The following is a 15765-nucleotide window of genomic DNA, read 5'->3' as shown; positions in this document are numbered from 1 at the left end:
GTCATGGTGAAGGCGAACACGGGCGACGCCGACCGGGTGAAGGAGGCGATCGAATCGCTCGAGGGCGTCGAGGCGGCACACATCGTCGCGGGCGACGTGGACTTCGTCGTCAAGGTCCGCGTGGACGGCCCGAGCCAGGTGAAGGCCGTCACCGCCGACGGCGTCCTCCAGATCGCGGGCGTCGAGGACACGAAGACGTACATCGCCATGGGCTGACGCGTCGAACCGCTTTTCCTCACGAGCCGGGTTTCGGGGACATGGTCGGACTCGCGCGCGGCACGGTCGAACTCCGCGAGTGGACGCCGGCGTGGCGTCGCGCCTACGAACGTGAGGTCGCGAGGCTCCGCGACCTCGTCGGGGAGTCGGTGATCCGGTTCGACCACGTCGGCAGCACGGCGGTCGAGGGGCTGGCGGCGAAACCGGTCGTGGACGTGCTCGCCACGGTGCCCGACGTCGGGGCCGTCGCAGAACTCGTGGCGACCCTGGAGGCGAACGGCTACGAGCGCCGCCCGGACGACGTCGCGGGGCGGGTGTTCCTGGCGAAGGGACCGCCCGAGGACCGGACGCACTACCTCTCGTTGACGGAGGCCGGCAGCGAGTACCGGCGGGAGAAACTGGCGTTCCGCGATCACCTCCGCGAGCATCCCCACGTCGCAGCCGCCTACGAGTCGCTGAAGCGCGACCTCGCGGACGAGTTCCCCGACGACCGCGAGGCGTACACCCGCCGGAAGGCGGCGTTCATCGAACGAACGCTCGCGGACGCGATGGACGACTGATCAGGCCCCGTCGCTGCCGGCCGCGGCCCGCGCCCTGCCGATGAGGCTCGTCACCGGCTCGCCGTACTCGTAGCCGGGGATGACGCCCTGGACGTAGGTTCCCTCAACGAAGTCGACGACTGCGGCGGCGTCGTTCACGCTCCGGCGCTCGTTCAGATCCGCGAAGGCGGCCGAGACGACGACGACGCCGTCCTCGCGGACGACGCTCGGGGAGAGCTCGTGGCCGGCGGCCGTGACGTCGCCGACGTCGTGGATCCGACGCTCGAACGTCTCGTACCAGCCGTCCGCGACCACGTCGGCGACGTGCTCCTCGGCGACGGCGTCGATGGTCGGGACGCCCACGGTGACGTCGAACTCGACGCGACCGTCCTCGCGCTCCGCGACGGCGACGCTGGCGTCGAACGGGGTGCTCGTGTTCGGAACCTCGTCGGCCCCGTGCTCGTCCGGGTCGTCGACGAACGCGTCGTGGTCCCGGAGGGCGCGGCCGACTCGCCCGGGGAGTTCGCTCATGTGGGTTCCTCAGGGGTCGGGTCGGGTTAAGCGACGCGCTCTGATATCGACTCCAGATCACAGCCGTTGCTTGTCCGGTCAGGCTGACCACCACTGCTTGACCGAGGAGGGCCTCGCCCTCCCCAACCGCTTGCGCTCCTCGCTCGCAAGCTCGCTCCGGTGCTCATCCCTCGCGCGCGAGTGCTCGCCCCACAAGGGGGGCTCGCGTCACGCGTTACCCGGGACCTCCGGTCCCGTGACGTCACCCTCGCTCCGCTCGCGTGACCGCCAGCCGCAAGCAGGCGCCGACCGCACCCCTGCTGCCAGCGTCACCGTCGGCCGGACGGGCGGACGCCTCGACGGACTACCGACGGCGGTACGTGCGGTAGTCGGGGGAACGACGCTCGGTCGACTAATCGGCGGGTGGGACTGAAAGGGGCCGCTGCTCTCGGGGAAGCACGACGACGCAAGCACCGCAGGAGCGAACGCAGTGAGCGACGAGGAGCGCAGCGAGGCGCGCGAGCCGAGAGCAGCGGGGGCTTTCGCGGCCACCATAACGGTAGTCCACGGAGAATCACGCACGAAGAAATTAGAGAACACGGCGTCATCGGCGACGGCAGAGACGACCGACTAGCGTGGGTCTTTCCCCGTAACCACAATAGAGCAATCGATGGCAGACGCGTTCCACGACACCGACGCGCTGATCGAAGCCCTCGAATCGGCGTCGTTCGACGGGCCGCCCGCGCTCGTCGCCAACGCCCACGTCACCGGCGTGAGCGTCGCCCGCGCGCTCGACGCCCACGGCGTCCCCGTGATCGCGCTCGACCGCACCGGCTCGGGCGTCGCCTGGCCCTCCGGGACGATCGACTTCGCGGGCGAGGTAACCTACCCGCTCGACGACATGGACGGGTTCCGCGAGGACGTCGAGCGCGTCGTCGAAGCTGCGGGAATCGACTGCGTCGCGTTCGCGTGCATGGACGACTGGGTCCGCGGGTTCGCCCGGACCGAACCCGAGGGCGTCAGGCTCCCGTTCTCGGACCACGAGGGCATCGAGCGCGTGCTGGACAAGGACAACCTCTACCGCCTCTGTGAGGAACTCGGCGTCCCCTACCCCGAGACGTACCGGCTCTCCGAGACGCCCGCCGAGGCGGTCGTCGAGGCGCTCGGGTTCCCGCTCGTCGTCAAACCCGCGCACAAGCGGAAGTTCGAGGAGGCGTTCGGCACGAACGTCGTCGAGGTCGACTCGCGCGCCGAACTCGACGAGACCGTCGCCGCCGCCGAGGACGCCGGCGCGACGGTGCTCCTCCAGGAGAAGGTGCCCGTGGAGACCGGCGCTGACACGTCGCTCGCCTCGTACGTCCCGCCCTCGGGCGTGGACGACGCGCTCGCGGTCGTCGGCAACGCCGCGGTCCGCTTCCCCCGTCAGTTCGGCACCTCGTGTCTGGTGGAGACGGTCGCGGAACCCGCGGTCCGCGACCGCGCGCTCTCGGTGCTCGCCGAAACCGACTATCACGGCATCAGCGAGGCGGAGTTCGTCTACGACGCGGAGCGCGAGCAGTACGTCCTCCTCGACATCAACACCCGGCCCTGGAAGTGGATCTCGCTGCCCGTCGCCGCGGGCGCGAACCTGCCGATGGCCGCCTACGCCGCGGTGACGGACGCCGAGTACGAACTGGACGTCGCCCGCGCGGGCGAGGCCGGGGACGGCGTCGGCGACGCGCGCTGGGTGTACCTCCGCGACTACCTCGAACTGTGTGCGACCGACCCGGCGTTCTGGGACGTGCTCTCGACCGACGACTGGGCGAGCCTGGTTTCGGGCGCCTTCGAGGACGGGAGTGACCTCACGACCGGCGTGTATCGGCCGTCCGACCCGGACCCGGCTGCTCGGCTGGTCGAGACCGAGTTCACCGACCGCGAGTACTACTGCTCCTGCTAGGGGCCCCGATGGTTCCGGCCCCTCGAAGCAACCACGGGTGCGAGAATCAGGTGGCCGTGGGCGGGACGGGCGACGTGACGTCGGTTCGTATCCGTTACGAGCCGCTAAATATTTGGGTCGATATCCGGGAGAGCTACCGGATGACCGACGACACCACGACGTTCTCGGCGGAGGCGATGGGCGAAGTCCTGCTGATTCTAGCGACCGGGGCGGCGATGTTGTACGGGCTTTTCCTCGTCGTGGCCGCCTTCTCCACCGGAATCGTCGGTGTCGGAGTCGAACTTGGAATCGCAGTAATACTGCTCGTTCTGTCGGCACAGTCGCTGTACACGATCTCACGGTGAGCGTATCTGGAGGACGGAGTTTCACGAGTTCGCGTCACGCGCGCGGACCAAGGAGTCCTCCCAGCGCCGTCGTGAACGACGTCCGCCGTCACTCGATCCGTTCGGCACTGTTCGTGTAGCCCGGCGGCGGCGGCAGTTCCACCACCTCCGTCTCGCCGCGCTCGTGGGGGATCCGCGCCTCGAGTTCGATCTTCACCGCGTGGTCGCCGCCGACCACGTCGCTCACGCCGACCATCACGGTCCCCGGGAGTTCGGGCGGCGAGAAGTGCTCGCGGCAGGCCTCGCCGATCTCGAACTCCGCCTCGGGCAGCAGGTCCTCGCGGACGTAGTGGCGGATCATCGTCACGTCCGCCAGGCTCCCGTCGCAGTACTCGCGGAGGAACCGATCCGCGAACGAGAGCGCCCGGTCCGCCTGGGCTCTCGGCGTCTCGCCCGGCGCGACGAAGCCGTCGAACTGGACGTGGTCGTGGTCGGCGTGGCAGGTGCGGACGGCCGTCGCCGCCACCGCGTCGTCCTCGCGGTTTTCCCGCCTGAACACGGTCTTCTCCATGGTGGACGCTCCCGGCTTCGCCCCGTAAATGTGGGGGCGATCCGGTTGGGGCCTGGGCCGATCCCGACGCCCGTTCGTGACGCCCGATCGCCTCAGAGCAGCCGCAGCGTCGCGGTCCAGAAGTCCTCGAAGGCGTCCGCGAGCGCGTCCTCGGGGTCGCCGGTCGCGTCGCTCCCGGCGGTGTGGTCGGCGTGCTCGCGCACCTCGGTCAGCACCGTGCGCTCGCCGACGAGGACGACCCGCTCCGCGTCCACGTCGGCCAGCAGTTCCCGACAGCGGTCGAGGTGCTCGTCGATCTGTTCGTCCCGGATCCGTTCGAACCGGGCCTGCGAGTAGCCGCCCTTGTCGTGTTCGCTCATCACGTCGGTCGTGACGCCCTCGAATGAGACGCGCTCGCCGTCCTCGTACACCCCTAGGCCGAACGTGTCCGAGCGGACGAGGCCGAACGCGAGCCGTCCCGTCGGCCGGAACCACGACTCCTCGACCCGGAACGCCTCGGCCCACTCGCAGAACGGCTCGGGCGCGAGCGGCGGGTCGAGCGCGCACGAGACGAGGCCGGCGTCGTCGTGGTAGACGAGCGTCGGGGCCGCGCGGCGGACGAGCGGCGCTCGGTCGCCGAGTTGATCCGCGAGCGCGTCGGGAACCTCGTCGGTCACCATCGCCGAGAGCGCGCCCTCCGCACCGGCCTCGACGCTCCGGAGGCGCGAGAGAACCGAATCGAGTCGCCCCCGGCCGAGCGTCTCCGTGCCGCGCGGGGACGGGCCGGCCTCCTCACCCTCCGCGCGGTCGACGCGGTCCTCCAGCTCCTCGATGCGGTGTTCGAGGTCGTTGACGCGCTCCTCGGCCTCCTGGCGTCGGTGGACCGCCTCGCGGCGGCGTTCGGCCTCGCCGTCGAGTTTCCCCCGGAGCGAGTCGCGTTCGTCCTCGAGGTCCTCGATGCGCGCCTTCAGGCCGGCGCGCCCGAGGAGTCGGTCGAGCATACCCGAGTGCGCGACACGGGGCCGGAAAAAGGTGCCCGAAGGTGGCGACGTTCAGCGGGTCGCGTTCGCCGCTTCGGCGGCTTCGACCGTCTCGATGGCCTCCGTGCCGAGTTCGGCCACGTCGGCGGCCACGGCGTCGTCGTCGCGGAGCTCCCCGGGCGTGTACCAGTCCCAGGAGTCGGCCCCTTCCTCGCCGTCGGCCGGGTCGAAGGCCCGGTCCGCCGCGGACGCGAAGAAGAGCTGGTCGACGTGCTGGTGGCCGACCGTCCCGTCCTCGTGGACGTTGACGTCGTAGAGCATCTGGTGGCGCGGTCGGGGGAGCGCGCGGCCGGCCGGCGCGTCCACGCTCGGCGCGTCGTCGACGAGCGTCGCGTCGAGGCCGGTCTCCTCGCGGACCTCGCGGAGGCCGGCCTCGTGGGGGAGTTCCCCGCGGTCCACGTGGCCGCCGGGCGGGATGGTGATCCCCATGCGCTCGTGTTCGTGGAGGGCGGTCGCGCCGTCGTTGACGACGTAGACGGTCGCGGTCAGGTGTCGGGTCGTCTCCATGGCGGAACCTCCGCCGGCGGGTACTTGGCTGTCCACCATCCGCGGCGGAGGTGAAATCGGGCGGCTGGTCCGGACCGACCGTCCGTCCGGGGTGTTACGCGCTCGATTCTCCCTCCCAGCCGGTGTACTGGAGCATGTCCTCGGCGCGCTCGGCGTTGGCGAGCAGCACCTCGTGGCGTGCCGGGAGCCTCCCCTCCAGATCGCCCGGCACCGCGTCCCGTGGCAGCGTCAGCGTGCCCCGCGGCACGTCGTCGTCGCCGACGACCGGATAGTGGCGCGTGCCGACTTTCATCACGAGCGGGTTGTCGAGTCGCTCCACGCCCGCTCCTGTGGCGTAGAGCTGTTCGTTGACCCGCTCGTGGTCGTCGCGCCTGATCGCCGCCTCGCTCTCTCCCCGGGGCTGGACGTACAGCCGACCGAGGTAGTAGCCGCTTGAGAAGCGTTCGAACATGCCGTGCAACTGATGGTAGCCGCCGAGCCCTTGTTAAGTGTTACCGATAAGCATTATATCGGCGTGCAATCACCCTACTGCCGTCGGCGATTTCTCCGTCGCTGGCCGGGTCGAACTCGCCCGCGACCGGATCAGAACGACTCGTCCCCGGCCGCCTCGTCCTCGTCCCCCGTGTCGACGTCGGTGCCGCGGTCCGAGTACCCCTCCCTGCCGACCGACTCGCTGGGCATCTGGCCGAGCGCCATCCGGCGCACCTCCTCGGCCGACTCGAACGTCGCGTCGCCCATCGGCTCGAACAGCTCCGCGATCGAGATTGGCTCGGCGTTGGTCGGCTTCAACTCCCTGTCGCCGTGCCGTTCGACGAGTTCCTCCGCGGTCACCGGATACGAGAGCTCCGCCAGTAGCGGGTTGATCGCCGAGAAGTCGACGCCTCCCTCGCGCTCGGTGTCGTCGTCGGCCATGCGGTGGCTTGTACCTCGACGGGGTTACCTCTTGTCGCCGATTTCCCGAGGGAGTCCCGTCTGAACGACCGCGGCCACGCCCGAACTGGCACCCGAAGCCTCGACCCGGCCACCGCCGCCGGCACCGACGGATTCACGCCCGCGGCGACGAACGTTCACCCGTTCACCATGCCACGGTTCCGCCGGTTCGGTCAGGGCACCTACCAGCTCGACGGCGACCAGTGTACCGAGAGCGTCGAGATCGGCCTCGCGGCCGGCTACCGCCACGTCGACACGGCCCAGAGCTACGAGAACGAGGCGGCCGTCGGCGACGCGCTCGCGGCCGCCGACGTGGACCGCGAGGACGTCTTCGTGGCGACGAAGCTGGCGACGGGGAACCTCGCGTACGACGACGCGGTCGAGTCGGCCCGCGGGAGCGCCGAGGCGCTCGGCGTCGACGCGATCGACCTGCTGTACGTCCACTGGCCGATCAACACCTACGACGCGCCCGAGACGTGCCGCGCGCTCGACGACCTCGTCGACGAGGGGCTGGTCCGCAACGTCGGCCTCTCGAACTTCCGACCGGATCAACTACGGGAGGCACGCGACCTGCTCGACGCGCCCGTCTTCGCCCACCAGGTCGAGTGTCACCCGTTGCTCCAGCAGGAGGAACTCCGGGAGATCGCGCGCGAGGACGACCACTGGCTCGTCGCCTACTGCCCCATCGCGCGCAACCAGGTCGCGGACGTGCCCGAACTCGTGTCCATCGCGGACACGCACGACGCCTCGCCCGCGCAGGTGAGCCTCGCGTGGCTGCTCTCGAAGGACGAGATCGCCGCCATCCCGAAGGCGACTGGCGGAGCCCACATCCGCGAGAACCTGGCCGCGACCGACCTCGAACTCGACGATGAGGACGTCGCCACGATCGACGCGCTCGACGAGCGCCGCCGGATCGTGGATTTCGAGGAAGCGCCGTGGAACGCGCGACCGTAGGTCGCGGCGGACGGCGGTCGGAAACGGAGGCGGTGAGCCCGTAGCGAACCGCCGAGCGTGGCAGTCGACCGACCACATTTACTTTCACCGAACGCCTGGCCGAGTCTTATCCCCCACGGGCCCGTCCGTCGGGACGCCATGCCAGACACCTCCACCACGGACGCACCCGACGGGGGGCCCCCTCGTCCGGCCGTCCGTCTCGTCCTCGGCGTCGCCGTCCTGTTCGCGCTGCTGGGCGCGCTGTTGACGCGGGTCGCGGGCGCCGAGAGCATCGACGGCGCACTCACCGCCGCGCTCGCGCTGCTCGCCGTGACCGCCACCGTCGCCGTCTTCGGCGCTGGAACGGTCAGGCTCGCGGCGAAACTGCTCCGGCCCTAGCCCGTGTTCTTCATCCCGGCCGCGATGCCCTTCACCGTGAGCCGCAGGGCGCGCTCCTCGGCCTCGGTCCGGTGGGTCCGGCCGAGCAACTGGACCTGCAGGAGGTTCAGCGGGTCGACGTACGGGTTCCGGCGTTCGAGGTTCTCGACGAGCCACTCCCGGCGCGGGAGCGTCTCGCGGCCCGTGATGGCCCGGACCAGTTCGACCGCGCGCTCGTACTCCCGCCTGATCTCCGGGAAGAAGCGCTCCCGGAGCTCCGACGGCGCGAGTTCGGCGTACTCGGCGGCGATCTCGAGTTCCGTGCGGGCCAGCGAGAGGCCGATGTGGTCCACCGTCGTCCGGAAGAACGGCCACTCCTCGTACATCTCGCGGAGCGTGCCGAGGTCGCCGCCCTCGCTCCCCCCGTCGCCGTCGAGATACGCGTCGAGCCCCGCGGCGACCGAGTACCAGCCCGGCAGGATGGCGCGGGACTGGGTCCACGAGAACACCCAGGGGATGGCGCGGAGGTCCTCGACGCTGCGCTCGCCGCTGCGGGAGGCGGGCCGCGAGCCCATGTTCAGGTCCTCGATGACCGTGAGCGGCGTCGCCGTCTCGAAGTACCGGACGAAGCCGTCGGTGTCCAGCAGGTCGCGGTAGGCCGACCGGGCACCCTCGGCGGCGACGTCCATCGCGTCCTCCCACTCGGGTTTCGGCTCGGTCGCCTCGCCCGTGAGCTGTCGGAGCCGGGCCCGAACCTGCGCGTCGAGCATCTGTTCGAGTTCACGCCCGGCGACGCGCGGGTTCGCGTACTTCTCGGCGATGGCCTCGCCCTGCTCGGTGAACTTCACCTCCCCCGTCGCCGTCTCGGGCGGGAGCGCGAGCAGCGCCTCGTTCATCGGGCCGCCGCCCCGCGAGATGGAGCCGCCGCGCCCGTGGAACAGTCGGAGGTCAACGCCCACGTCCTCGGCCACCTCAGCGAGCCGACGCGCGTTCCGGTGGAGGTCCCATGACGCCGCGAGCGGGCCGTTCTCCTTGTTCGAGTCCGAGTAGCCGAGCATCACCTCCTGCACGCCGCCGCGGGCCGTGAGCGCCGCGCCGTAGGCGTCGTTGTCCACGAGCGTGCCGAGGATGTCGCGGGCGTTCGCCAGCGCTGACGCGGTCTCCAGCAGCGGCACCACGTCGAGCCCGCAGTGTTCGGGCAGGGAGACGACCCCGGCCAGGTCCGCGAGGTAGAGCACCTCGAGGACGTGGGACGGCTCCTCGGTCATCGAGATGCAGTAGGCGTCGATGGCGTCGGCGCCGTACTCGGCGTGCCAGCCGGCCAGCGCGTCGAAGCGCTCGCAGACGCGGGCCGGCGTGTCGTCGAGGTCGGCCGTCTCGAGGCTGCCGACCGACTCCCCGAGCACCGATTCGGTGAGCACCTCGACCCGGTCGTCCTCGTCCATCCCGGCGTAGTCGACCCCCTCGCGGTCGAGGACCGCCGCGACGGTCTCGGTGTGGTTCTCCTGGTGGTCGCGCAGGTCGAGCGAGGCGAGCGAGAAGCCGAACGTCTCCACGCGGCGGACGAGCGGGTCGACGTGTTCGGCCGCGACCGAGTCGTGGCCGTTCGCCCTGAGGTCGGACGCGAGCGCGGAGAGCGCCACGGTCAGTTCCTCGGCGTCGTCGAACCCGCCCGGGCGCAGGTCGTCCACCCGGTCCAGCCGCGACCGGAGCAGGGAGACGAGCCGGCGGTACGGCTCCTCCGGGTAGCGCTCGTCGGCCTCGTCGGCCGGGCGCGGGGCCGCGTCGCGCTGGGTCGCCACCTCGGCGTCGAACGCCTCGGTGTGGGAGAGCCGACTCCCCTCGTGGCTCACCGCACCCGCGAGCGCGGCCAGTTCCTCGTCGTACCGGGCGAGCACCGCGTCGCGCTGGGCGGCGAGCGTCTCGCTCGTGACCTCGGGCGTGACGTGCGGGTTGCCGTCGCGGTCGCTGCCCGCCCACGAGCGGAACGAGAGCACTTCGGGGACGTCGACGCCGGGATGAGCGTCCTTCACCGCGTCCGCCAGCGAGTCGTACGCGTCGCCGACGACGTCGAACAGCGTCCCCTCCAGGTACCAGCGCACGTCGCGCGCCTCGTCGGTCGGCGTCGGGCGACGGGGGCGAACCTGCCGGGTCGCCCACAGCGACTCCACCTCGGACTCGAGGTCCCGGCCGAACGAGGCCGTCTCGCGGTCGGTGAGCCGGCGCTCGTCGAGCTCCGCGAGCACGTTCGAGACCTCCCTGAGCTTCGCCTTCACCGTCTTTCGGCGCGCCTCGGTCGGGTGGGCGGTGAACGTCGGGACGACGCGGACGTCCTCGAGCGCGCGCTGGGCGAGGTCGTCGTCCACCTCGTCGAGCGCGTCGACGGTCGCGCTCAGCCCGTCGGGGAGCGTCCCGTCGTCCTCGCCGCGCCGGACCGCGCGCACCCGTTCGCGCTCCTCCGCGACGTTGACCAGTTCGAAGTACGTCGCGAACGCCCGTGCGACCGTCCGCGTCGTCTCGGGGTCCAGTCCCGAGAGCCGGTCTCGAAGTGACTCCCGGCTGTCGGCCGACCCGCGTCGGTAGTCGATCGCCCCGGTCCGTGCGTCCTCGACCGCCTCGAAGGCGGAGAGGGAGGTCTGTTGCTCCACGACCTCGCCGAGGAGCGCGCCCAGTTCGCGCACGTCCCGCCGGACGTCGCGCTCGTCGCTTGCCATATCATGTCATACCCCTCCGTGGGGTAGAGCCTTTCCCGGTTCGTCGAAAAATTGCCTCCGAACTGAAATAATCGTGAAGGTCGGCTCGCGCCGGTGCGGGGGACGTATCGTCCGGTCCGTCGTGGCGAGCGGGACGACCGGAGAATCCCCGGAGCGGCAGGGGCCCGACGGAAGCCGGAATACTCCGCGACTGCGGGCGTGTTCGGCCTTTCGTCAGGCTTTTGCATCGTCCCCGCCGACTCCCCGCTATGAGCGTAGACGACGACAAGTACCCGGGCGACTCCGGACGTCGCCGGTTCGTCAAGGGCGTCGTGGGGGGTGCGTCGCTGGCCGGCGTCGGTGCCGTCGGCTCGGCGACGGTCAACAGCGTCACCGCATCCGGCGGGTCGGGTGGCGGGACCACCCAGGCGATGGCCATCGAGAACACCGCGGGGCCGGCGCCCCGCGGCATGCCCCAGATCCCCATCGAGATCGACGGCGACGGCGCGATCCGCGGGGTGTGGCCCGAGGTCACCTCCACGACCGAGCAGGGCGTCCAGGTCCAGGTGGCCGAAATGGACATGGGCGGACAGACGTACTCCTCGGAGTGGTTCCAGTACTGCGGCGTCGAGACGTACACCGGCATCCAGCCGGGGTTCGAGCCCGAGGGCGGGAACTACTTCCACTCCGGCGCCGATCCGGCCTACCAGTGGCAGGCGGACGCGATGAGCGGCGGCGACCGGTTCACGGTCGACCTGTTCTCGGACTACGAGACCTGGGGCAACGGCATCGGCGTCGAGGGCATGGGTAAGCCCGCGACCGGGACCTGGCGCTCACAGGGAACCGAGGACGTCATCACCATCCAGCTGCTCCGGAGTCCGCTCATCGAGGAGCTCGCGAACAGCGGGTCGGTCCGGGCCCCCAACGGCGAGACGTACGAGGCCGACGGGGACACCCAGGAGTGGCTCCAGGCGTCCACCTCCCAGGGGTTCATCGCGTGGCTGAACAAGTGTACCCACTTCTGCTGTGTCCCGGGGTTCAAGGAGAACGAGGGGTCGGCGCGGTACGACGCCGAAAACGGCGTCTACTGCCCGTGCCACCAGTCGGTCTACGTGCCGTTCCAGATCGTCTCCACGGTGTTCACCTCCCGGCCCCGCCCGGACTGAACCGTTCCGACGACGAACCGATTCCGCGACGACGCGCTTTTCTCCCGGTCGACCGACGGTCGAGCCATGAGCGAGGACGAGTCCGACGACCGGGACGGGACCGGCGACGCCGCGGGCGGGACGACGTTCGACCGGGAGCTGGCGAACGCGCGGGCCCTGCTTGAGGCCGACGACGTCACCGCGATCCACGTCGGCGTCGTCCGCGGCGGCGAGGTGGACACGACGTTCGCACAGACCGCCGACACGCCCGAGGAGGAGGGGCTCCGGGCGCTGACGCTGCTTGCGACGCACCTCAGGGCGGTCGCCGAGGAGGCCGGCGTCGACTACGAGACGCTCGCCGCCGACGCCGCCGGGCTGGCGGGCTCGGTCGAGGAACTGCCCGAGGTCGACCCGGACTCCGGGACCGACTCGCCACGGTAGTTGACGCCCCGACGTCCCCGTTCCGAACGGGGCCGAAAACGCCGACCTGAAGGGGGCGCGCCCCGGCCGGAAGAACGCCGATGGACCACCAACCGGAGCCCGACGCATGAGCGCCACGAAACGACTGTACCGCCGGTTCGACGAGTGGGCGCGGAACCGCTCCCGTCTCGGATACGCCGCGTTCGTCGGCCTCGTCTCCGCGTCGTCGTACCTGCTCGTCGGCACGCTGCTCGGCGGATCCGTGATCCTTGAGGCCGTCACGATGGGGCTCACGCTGGCGCTCCTGTTCTTCGCCTTCGACCCGAACGAGCAGTCCTGACGTCCGCCCGACCCCGTCGGGGATGGATCACGGCCGGAGGGCGAGAGAGCCGTGACGGGCACCGGTCGGAACCGACGCCACCGCGGCCGAGGGCGACGGGGCGCGACGGCGATGCCGAAAGCTTTTGCCGAAACCGCCGCTGGTCCAGACAATGACCCCAGACCGCGGGACGTGGCTGGTCCTCGCCGGCGTCCTCCTCTTCGGGCTCACGGTCGGCGTCAGCGGCACCCTCGCCACCGACCGGGCCGGAACGCCGGCCGAGCCCGGCGTCGGTGAGAACACGAGCCACGAGACGCTCGTCGGTTCCCAGGGCGGCGGCACGGGATGGCACCAGTACGGCAGCGTCTACCTGCTGAACGGGAGCGACGTGGCCTGGCGCGAGGCCAGCGCCGACAGCTACTTCGACGTGCAACGGCTCGAGGACGGCACCGTCCTCGCCGGGTTCATGGACTCGGGCTACGAGCAGTGTGGCGAGTACGAGTCGCCCTGCACCCACACGGGGATCCGCATCATCGACCCCGCCGCGGCCGACGGGCCGACCGTGGTCGAGGAGTACAGTTTCCCCGTCCGCTCCCAGTCGAACAGCGAGATCCACGACGCCGAGCCGCTCCCGGGCGGCGGCTACGCCATGACCGACATGGACCACGAGCGGGTCATCGTCGTCGAGAACGGCGAGGTGGTCTGGCAGTGGAACGCCTCGACGCTGTACGACGCGCCCGCCGACCCCACCCGGACCGACTGGCTCCACGTCAACGACATCGACCGTGTGGGCGAGGACCGGTTCCTGGTCTCGGTGCGCAACGCGAACCAGCTGGTGATCGTCGAACGGACCGACGACGGCGGGAGCGAGGTCGTCGAGATCATCAACGAGGACGACGACGGCGAGGACGCCTCCTGCCGGAGCAACACGCAGCTCCGTGACACAGACGGCGACGACGACGTGCGCTGTGGCGACCCGAGCGTGCTGAACCACCAGCACAACCCGCAGTGGCTCGGCGACGGCGCGGTGCTCGTCGCCGACTCGGACAACGACCGCGTGGTCGAACTCCACCGCACCGAGGACGGCTCCTGGGAGCCGGTGTGGGTGCTCGACCGCGCGCAGGGGCTCGACCTGCGCTGGCCCCGCGACGCCGACCGCCTGCCGAACGGCCACACGCTCGTGACGGACACGCTCAACAAGCGCATCTTCGAGGTCGACGGCAACGGCACGGTCGTCTGGAGCGTCGAGACCGAGCGCATCCCGTACGAGGCCGACCGCGTGCCCCGCGAACTGACCGGCGGCCGCTCGGCGGACCTCCCGCGGTACGAGGGCGACGAACTCGTCGTCCACCGGTCCGGCGGCGTCCCGGTGCTGTCGACGCTCGTCGTCGGCGTCCGGGCCGTCGCGCCCTGGGCTCCGGTCTGGTTCGCCGAGACCCAGATCGGACTGACGCTCGTCTCGCTCGCGCTGGCGATCGCCGGCGTCGTCGTCAGCGTACGCGACGGCGATCGCGGCGACGACGAGCCCGGCGACTAACGGCCGCCGGGACGGGCCGTGCGCGGCGGCCACGAACCACCCCGATTTTTGGCCGGCGGCGGCGATTCCCCGCCATGACTACGGACGGGTTCGACCGGAGCGGCGAGTCGTCACGGTCCGGCGGGCCGGACGAGGACCTCGCCTGGGAGACGCTCGACTCGGCGGTCGACTACTCGTGTCCCGGCTTCGACGTCCGCCGCGACGAGGTCCGCCTCCCGGGCGGGCGCGAGACGGAGTTCCACTCCGTGGACGAGCCGGGAACCGTCGTCGTCCTGCCCTTCACCCCCGACGGCGACGTCGTGCTCGTCGAGGAGTGGCGACAGGCCGTCGGGCGCGTGAACCGCGGGCTGCCGGCCGGGACGGTCGAAGCGACGGACGGCGACGACCTCGCGGCCGCCGCCCGGCGGGAGCTCCGCGAGGAGACCGGCCACGAGGCGGGGACGACGAGCCACCTGACGACCGTCGAGCCGGCCAACGGTATCGCCAACTCGGTCCACCACTACTTCCTCGCGCGCGGCTGTCGGCCGAGCGCCGAACAGGAACTCGACGCCGACGAGAGCATCCGTCCCGTCGTCGCCGACTACGACGAGTTCCGGGCGAGCGTGTTCGCGGGGGACGTGCGCGACGGGCGCGCGGTGCTGGCCGTCTCGCGGTACGAAGCGGGCGAGTGAGGCTTCGAGGTGCGGACGGCGGCCGGCGGCGAGTGTCCGGTCATCTAGCTTTATCCACGGCGGAGTCCTCACACCCACTCGATGCAAGATCCTGGTCCTGCCGGCGACGGCACGCTCTCCGCGATCGGTGACACGCCACTCGTCGAACTCCCGTCGATGCGGCCCGACGGCGGCGCGTCGATCCACGTGAAGTGGGAGGGAGCGAACCCGACCGGGAGCCTGAAGGACCGGATGGCGCTCGCCATGATCGAGAACGCGCGTGCGGACGGCGAACTCCGGCCCGGCGAGCCCGTCGTCGAGTTCACCGGCGGCAGCACCGGATCGAGCCTGGCGTTCGTCTGTGCGGTGCTGGATCATCCGTTCCACGTCGTCACGGCCGACTGCGTCGCCGACGAGAAGATCGCGTCGATGCGGGCGCTGGGTGCCGAACTCGAGGTGTTCGAGACGCCCGACGGGACGTCCTACGACGGGCTGTTCGAGGACCTCCGCGAACTGGCGCTCGAGGTCGAGGCCGAGACCGGCGCGTACTTCACCGACCAGTTCGCCAACCCCGACCAGCTCGACGGCTACCGCGCGCTCGGCCGGGAGATCCTCGACCAGCGGCCGGACGTCGACGACTTCGTCATGACGGTCGGGACCGGCGGCTGTGCGATGGGGACCGCGGCGTCGCTCCGGGACCGAACCGACGACGTGCGGGTGACGCTCGTCGAGCCCGAGGAGGCGCTCGTCGTCTCCGGCGGGACCGCGGGGAGCCACAGCGTCCAGGGAACCGCCATCGTCGGATCGCCGCCGCTCGTCGAACCGGAACTGTACGACGACGTGGTGACGCTCCCGAGCGAGGCCGGGATCGACTGCGTCCGCGAAATCGCCCGGAACGACGGGCTGCTCGTCGGCACGAGCACCGGGATGAACGTCGCCGCCGCCAGACGGGTCGCGGCCGAACGCGATCCGGACCGGTCGGTCGTGACGGTCGCGTGTGATACCGGGCTCAAGTACCTCTCCGAGGGCCTCTACGAGGGGCTCGACGGGTCGACGTTCTGTCTGTGCTGAGTCCGCGTTTTCGAGAGCGCGGGCGAACGGTCGCGTCCCAGGAGCGAGCCGATACGTCACAGCCACGA

General features: G+C 70.8%; 20 protein-coding genes. 13 read left to right on the top strand and 7 right to left on the bottom strand.

All coding sequences use genetic code 11. The features are described 5' to 3' along the window. Window positions 1–3 precede the first annotated feature (3 nt). A complete protein-coding gene (locus tag RJT50_RS03325; protein WP_313695910.1) occupies window positions 4–216 on the top strand; it encodes an Lrp/AsnC family transcriptional regulator in 213 nt (70 codons plus the stop codon). Between the two features lie 41 nt (window positions 217–257). Continuing rightward, window positions 258–776 (top strand): GrpB family protein, encoded by a 519-nt coding sequence (locus RJT50_RS03320; RefSeq protein ID WP_313694070.1) that lies wholly within the window; start codon window positions 258–260, stop codon window positions 774–776. Here the strand turns inward: RJT50_RS03320 and RJT50_RS03315 are convergent, their stop codons facing one another. Further along, on the bottom strand, window positions 777–1286 hold the full coding sequence (locus RJT50_RS03315; protein WP_313694069.1) for a DUF5813 family protein: 510 nt from the start codon (window positions 1284–1286) through the stop codon (window positions 777–779). It abuts the gene before it with no gap. A 469-nt stretch (window positions 1287–1755) separates the two neighbouring features. Between RJT50_RS03315 and RJT50_RS03310 the strand changes: the two genes are divergently transcribed. The 3 genes from RJT50_RS03310 to RJT50_RS03300 all read left to right on the top strand — a co-directional run bounded on the left by RJT50_RS03310 (window position 1756) and on the right by RJT50_RS03300 (window position 3545). Next, complete coding sequence (locus RJT50_RS03310; protein ID WP_313694067.1) at window positions 1756–1899, top strand: hypothetical protein; 144 nt, start codon at window positions 1756–1758, stop codon at window positions 1897–1899. A 36-nt stretch (window positions 1900–1935) separates the two neighbouring features. Then, window positions 1936–3201 carry a carboxylate--amine ligase gene (locus RJT50_RS03305; protein ID WP_313694066.1) on the top strand — a complete coding sequence of 422 codons (1266 nt, stop codon included), beginning with the start codon at window positions 1936–1938 and terminating at the stop codon, window positions 3199–3201. Window positions 3202–3341: 140 nt separating this feature from the next. Next, the gene (locus RJT50_RS03300) at window positions 3342–3545 is read left to right on the top strand and encodes a hypothetical protein (protein WP_313694063.1); all 204 of its coding nucleotides are present in this window, start codon (window positions 3342–3344) and stop codon (window positions 3543–3545) included. A gap of 88 nt (window positions 3546–3633) precedes the next feature. Here RJT50_RS03300 and RJT50_RS03295 read toward each other — a convergent pair whose 3' ends face one another. From RJT50_RS03295 to RJT50_RS03275, 5 genes are all read right to left on the bottom strand, one after another. Continuing rightward, a complete protein-coding gene (locus tag RJT50_RS03295; RefSeq protein ID WP_313694061.1) occupies window positions 3634–4095 on the bottom strand; it encodes a hypothetical protein in 462 nt (153 codons plus the stop codon). Between the two features lie 92 nt (window positions 4096–4187). Next, complete coding sequence (locus RJT50_RS03290) at window positions 4188–5075, bottom strand: Vms1/Ankzf1 family peptidyl-tRNA hydrolase (protein ID WP_313694059.1); 888 nt, start codon at window positions 5073–5075, stop codon at window positions 4188–4190. Window positions 5076–5126: 51 nt separating this feature from the next. Next, complete coding sequence (locus RJT50_RS03285; protein ID WP_313694058.1) at window positions 5127–5621, bottom strand: NUDIX domain-containing protein; 495 nt, start codon at window positions 5619–5621, stop codon at window positions 5127–5129. A gap of 94 nt (window positions 5622–5715) precedes the next feature. Then, window positions 5716–6072: a DUF5802 family protein gene (locus RJT50_RS03280; RefSeq protein WP_313695909.1), complete on the bottom strand. Its 357-nt coding sequence runs from the start codon at window positions 6070–6072 to the stop codon at window positions 5716–5718. A 131-nt stretch (window positions 6073–6203) separates the two neighbouring features. Further along, complete coding sequence (locus RJT50_RS03275; protein ID WP_313694057.1) at window positions 6204–6533, bottom strand: DUF5789 family protein; 330 nt, start codon at window positions 6531–6533, stop codon at window positions 6204–6206. A 168-nt stretch (window positions 6534–6701) separates the two neighbouring features. On the opposite strand from RJT50_RS03275, the gene RJT50_RS03270 reads away from it, so the two are divergent. Both RJT50_RS03270 and RJT50_RS03265 read left to right on the top strand, forming a co-directional pair. Beyond that, window positions 6702–7505: an aldo/keto reductase gene (locus RJT50_RS03270; RefSeq protein ID WP_313694056.1), complete on the top strand. Its 804-nt coding sequence runs from the start codon at window positions 6702–6704 to the stop codon at window positions 7503–7505. Between the two features lie 138 nt (window positions 7506–7643). After that, window positions 7644–7883 (top strand): hypothetical protein, encoded by a 240-nt coding sequence (locus tag RJT50_RS03265; protein ID WP_313694053.1) that lies wholly within the window; start codon window positions 7644–7646, stop codon window positions 7881–7883. Here RJT50_RS03265 and RJT50_RS03260 read toward each other — a convergent pair. Then, window positions 7880–10576 carry a phosphoenolpyruvate carboxylase gene (locus RJT50_RS03260; protein WP_313694051.1) on the bottom strand — a complete coding sequence of 899 codons (2697 nt, stop codon included), beginning with the start codon at window positions 10574–10576 and terminating at the stop codon, window positions 7880–7882. The two genes, RJT50_RS03265 and RJT50_RS03260, sit on opposite strands and share 4 nt — an antisense overlap. Window positions 10577–10824: 248 nt before the next feature. Here RJT50_RS03260 and RJT50_RS03255 point away from each other — a divergent pair, with 248 nt between their 5' ends. From RJT50_RS03255 to RJT50_RS03230, 6 genes are all read left to right on the top strand, one after another. Further along, window positions 10825–11721, top strand: a complete 897-nt coding sequence (locus RJT50_RS03255; RefSeq protein WP_313694049.1) for a ubiquinol-cytochrome c reductase iron-sulfur subunit — start codon at window positions 10825–10827, stop codon at window positions 11719–11721. Window positions 11722–11787: 66 nt separating this feature from the next. After that, complete coding sequence (locus tag RJT50_RS03250) at window positions 11788–12141, top strand: DUF8113 family protein (RefSeq protein WP_313694046.1); 354 nt, start codon at window positions 11788–11790, stop codon at window positions 12139–12141. 106 nt (window positions 12142–12247) lie between these two features. Beyond that, window positions 12248–12460: a hypothetical protein gene (locus RJT50_RS03245; RefSeq protein ID WP_313694044.1), complete on the top strand. Its 213-nt coding sequence runs from the start codon at window positions 12248–12250 to the stop codon at window positions 12458–12460. 151 nt (window positions 12461–12611) lie between these two features. Further along, a complete protein-coding gene (locus tag RJT50_RS03240; RefSeq protein WP_313694043.1) occupies window positions 12612–13976 on the top strand; it encodes an aryl-sulfate sulfotransferase in 1365 nt (454 codons plus the stop codon). 74 nt (window positions 13977–14050) lie between these two features. Then, window positions 14051–14647, top strand: coding sequence for an NUDIX hydrolase (locus tag RJT50_RS03235; protein WP_313694041.1), 597 nt, complete (start codon window positions 14051–14053; stop codon window positions 14645–14647). Window positions 14648–14728: 81 nt separating this feature from the next. Continuing rightward, window positions 14729–15697, top strand: coding sequence for a PLP-dependent cysteine synthase family protein (locus tag RJT50_RS03230; RefSeq protein WP_313694040.1), 969 nt, complete (start codon window positions 14729–14731; stop codon window positions 15695–15697). Window positions 15698–15765 lie beyond the last annotated feature (68 nt).

This window comes from Halobaculum sp. XH14 (genome assembly GCF_032116555.1).
GTDB lineage: Archaea > Halobacteriota > Halobacteria > Halobacteriales > Haloferacaceae > Halorarum > Halorarum halobium.
The sequence above is the reverse complement of the archived record's forward strand: the minus strand, read 5'-3'. Positions and strand labels throughout refer to the sequence as shown.

What these genes read in the sequence shown, in the direction of transcription:
- RJT50_RS03325 (WP_313695910.1), top strand. Translation starts at nt 4, where the DNA reads ATGGTGAAGGCGAACACGGGCGACGCCGACCGGGTGAAGGAGGCGATC.
- RJT50_RS03320 (WP_313694070.1), top strand. Translation starts at nt 258, where the DNA reads ATGGTCGGACTCGCGCGCGGCACGGTCGAACTCCGCGAGTGGACGCCG.
- RJT50_RS03315 (WP_313694069.1), bottom strand. Translation starts at nt 1,286, where the DNA reads ATGAGCGAACTCCCCGGGCGAGTCGGCCGCGCCCTCCGGGACCACGAC.
- RJT50_RS03305 (WP_313694066.1), top strand. Translation starts at nt 1,936, where the DNA reads ATGGCAGACGCGTTCCACGACACCGACGCGCTGATCGAAGCCCTCGAA.
- RJT50_RS03300 (WP_313694063.1), top strand. Translation starts at nt 3,342, where the DNA reads ATGACCGACGACACCACGACGTTCTCGGCGGAGGCGATGGGCGAAGTC.
- RJT50_RS03295 (WP_313694061.1), bottom strand. Translation starts at nt 4,095, where the DNA reads ATGGAGAAGACCGTGTTCAGGCGGGAAAACCGCGAGGACGACGCGGTG.
- RJT50_RS03290 (WP_313694059.1), bottom strand. Translation starts at nt 5,075, where the DNA reads ATGCTCGACCGACTCCTCGGGCGCGCCGGCCTGAAGGCGCGCATCGAG.
- RJT50_RS03285 (WP_313694058.1), bottom strand. Translation starts at nt 5,621, where the DNA reads ATGGAGACGACCCGACACCTGACCGCGACCGTCTACGTCGTCAACGAC.
- RJT50_RS03280 (WP_313695909.1), bottom strand. Translation starts at nt 6,072, where the DNA reads ATGTTCGAACGCTTCTCAAGCGGCTACTACCTCGGTCGGCTGTACGTC.
- RJT50_RS03275 (WP_313694057.1), bottom strand. Translation starts at nt 6,533, where the DNA reads ATGGCCGACGACGACACCGAGCGCGAGGGAGGCGTCGACTTCTCGGCG.
- RJT50_RS03270 (WP_313694056.1), top strand. Translation starts at nt 6,702, where the DNA reads ATGCCACGGTTCCGCCGGTTCGGTCAGGGCACCTACCAGCTCGACGGC.
- RJT50_RS03265 (WP_313694053.1), top strand. Translation starts at nt 7,644, where the DNA reads ATGCCAGACACCTCCACCACGGACGCACCCGACGGGGGGCCCCCTCGT.
- RJT50_RS03260 (WP_313694051.1), bottom strand. Translation starts at nt 10,576, where the DNA reads ATGGCAAGCGACGAGCGCGACGTCCGGCGGGACGTGCGCGAACTGGGC.
- RJT50_RS03255 (WP_313694049.1), top strand. Translation starts at nt 10,825, where the DNA reads ATGAGCGTAGACGACGACAAGTACCCGGGCGACTCCGGACGTCGCCGG.
- RJT50_RS03250 (WP_313694046.1), top strand. Translation starts at nt 11,788, where the DNA reads ATGAGCGAGGACGAGTCCGACGACCGGGACGGGACCGGCGACGCCGCG.
- RJT50_RS03245 (WP_313694044.1), top strand. Translation starts at nt 12,248, where the DNA reads ATGAGCGCCACGAAACGACTGTACCGCCGGTTCGACGAGTGGGCGCGG.
- RJT50_RS03240 (WP_313694043.1), top strand. Translation starts at nt 12,612, where the DNA reads ATGACCCCAGACCGCGGGACGTGGCTGGTCCTCGCCGGCGTCCTCCTC.
- RJT50_RS03235 (WP_313694041.1), top strand. Translation starts at nt 14,051, where the DNA reads ATGACTACGGACGGGTTCGACCGGAGCGGCGAGTCGTCACGGTCCGGC.
- RJT50_RS03230 (WP_313694040.1), top strand. Translation starts at nt 14,729, where the DNA reads ATGCAAGATCCTGGTCCTGCCGGCGACGGCACGCTCTCCGCGATCGGT.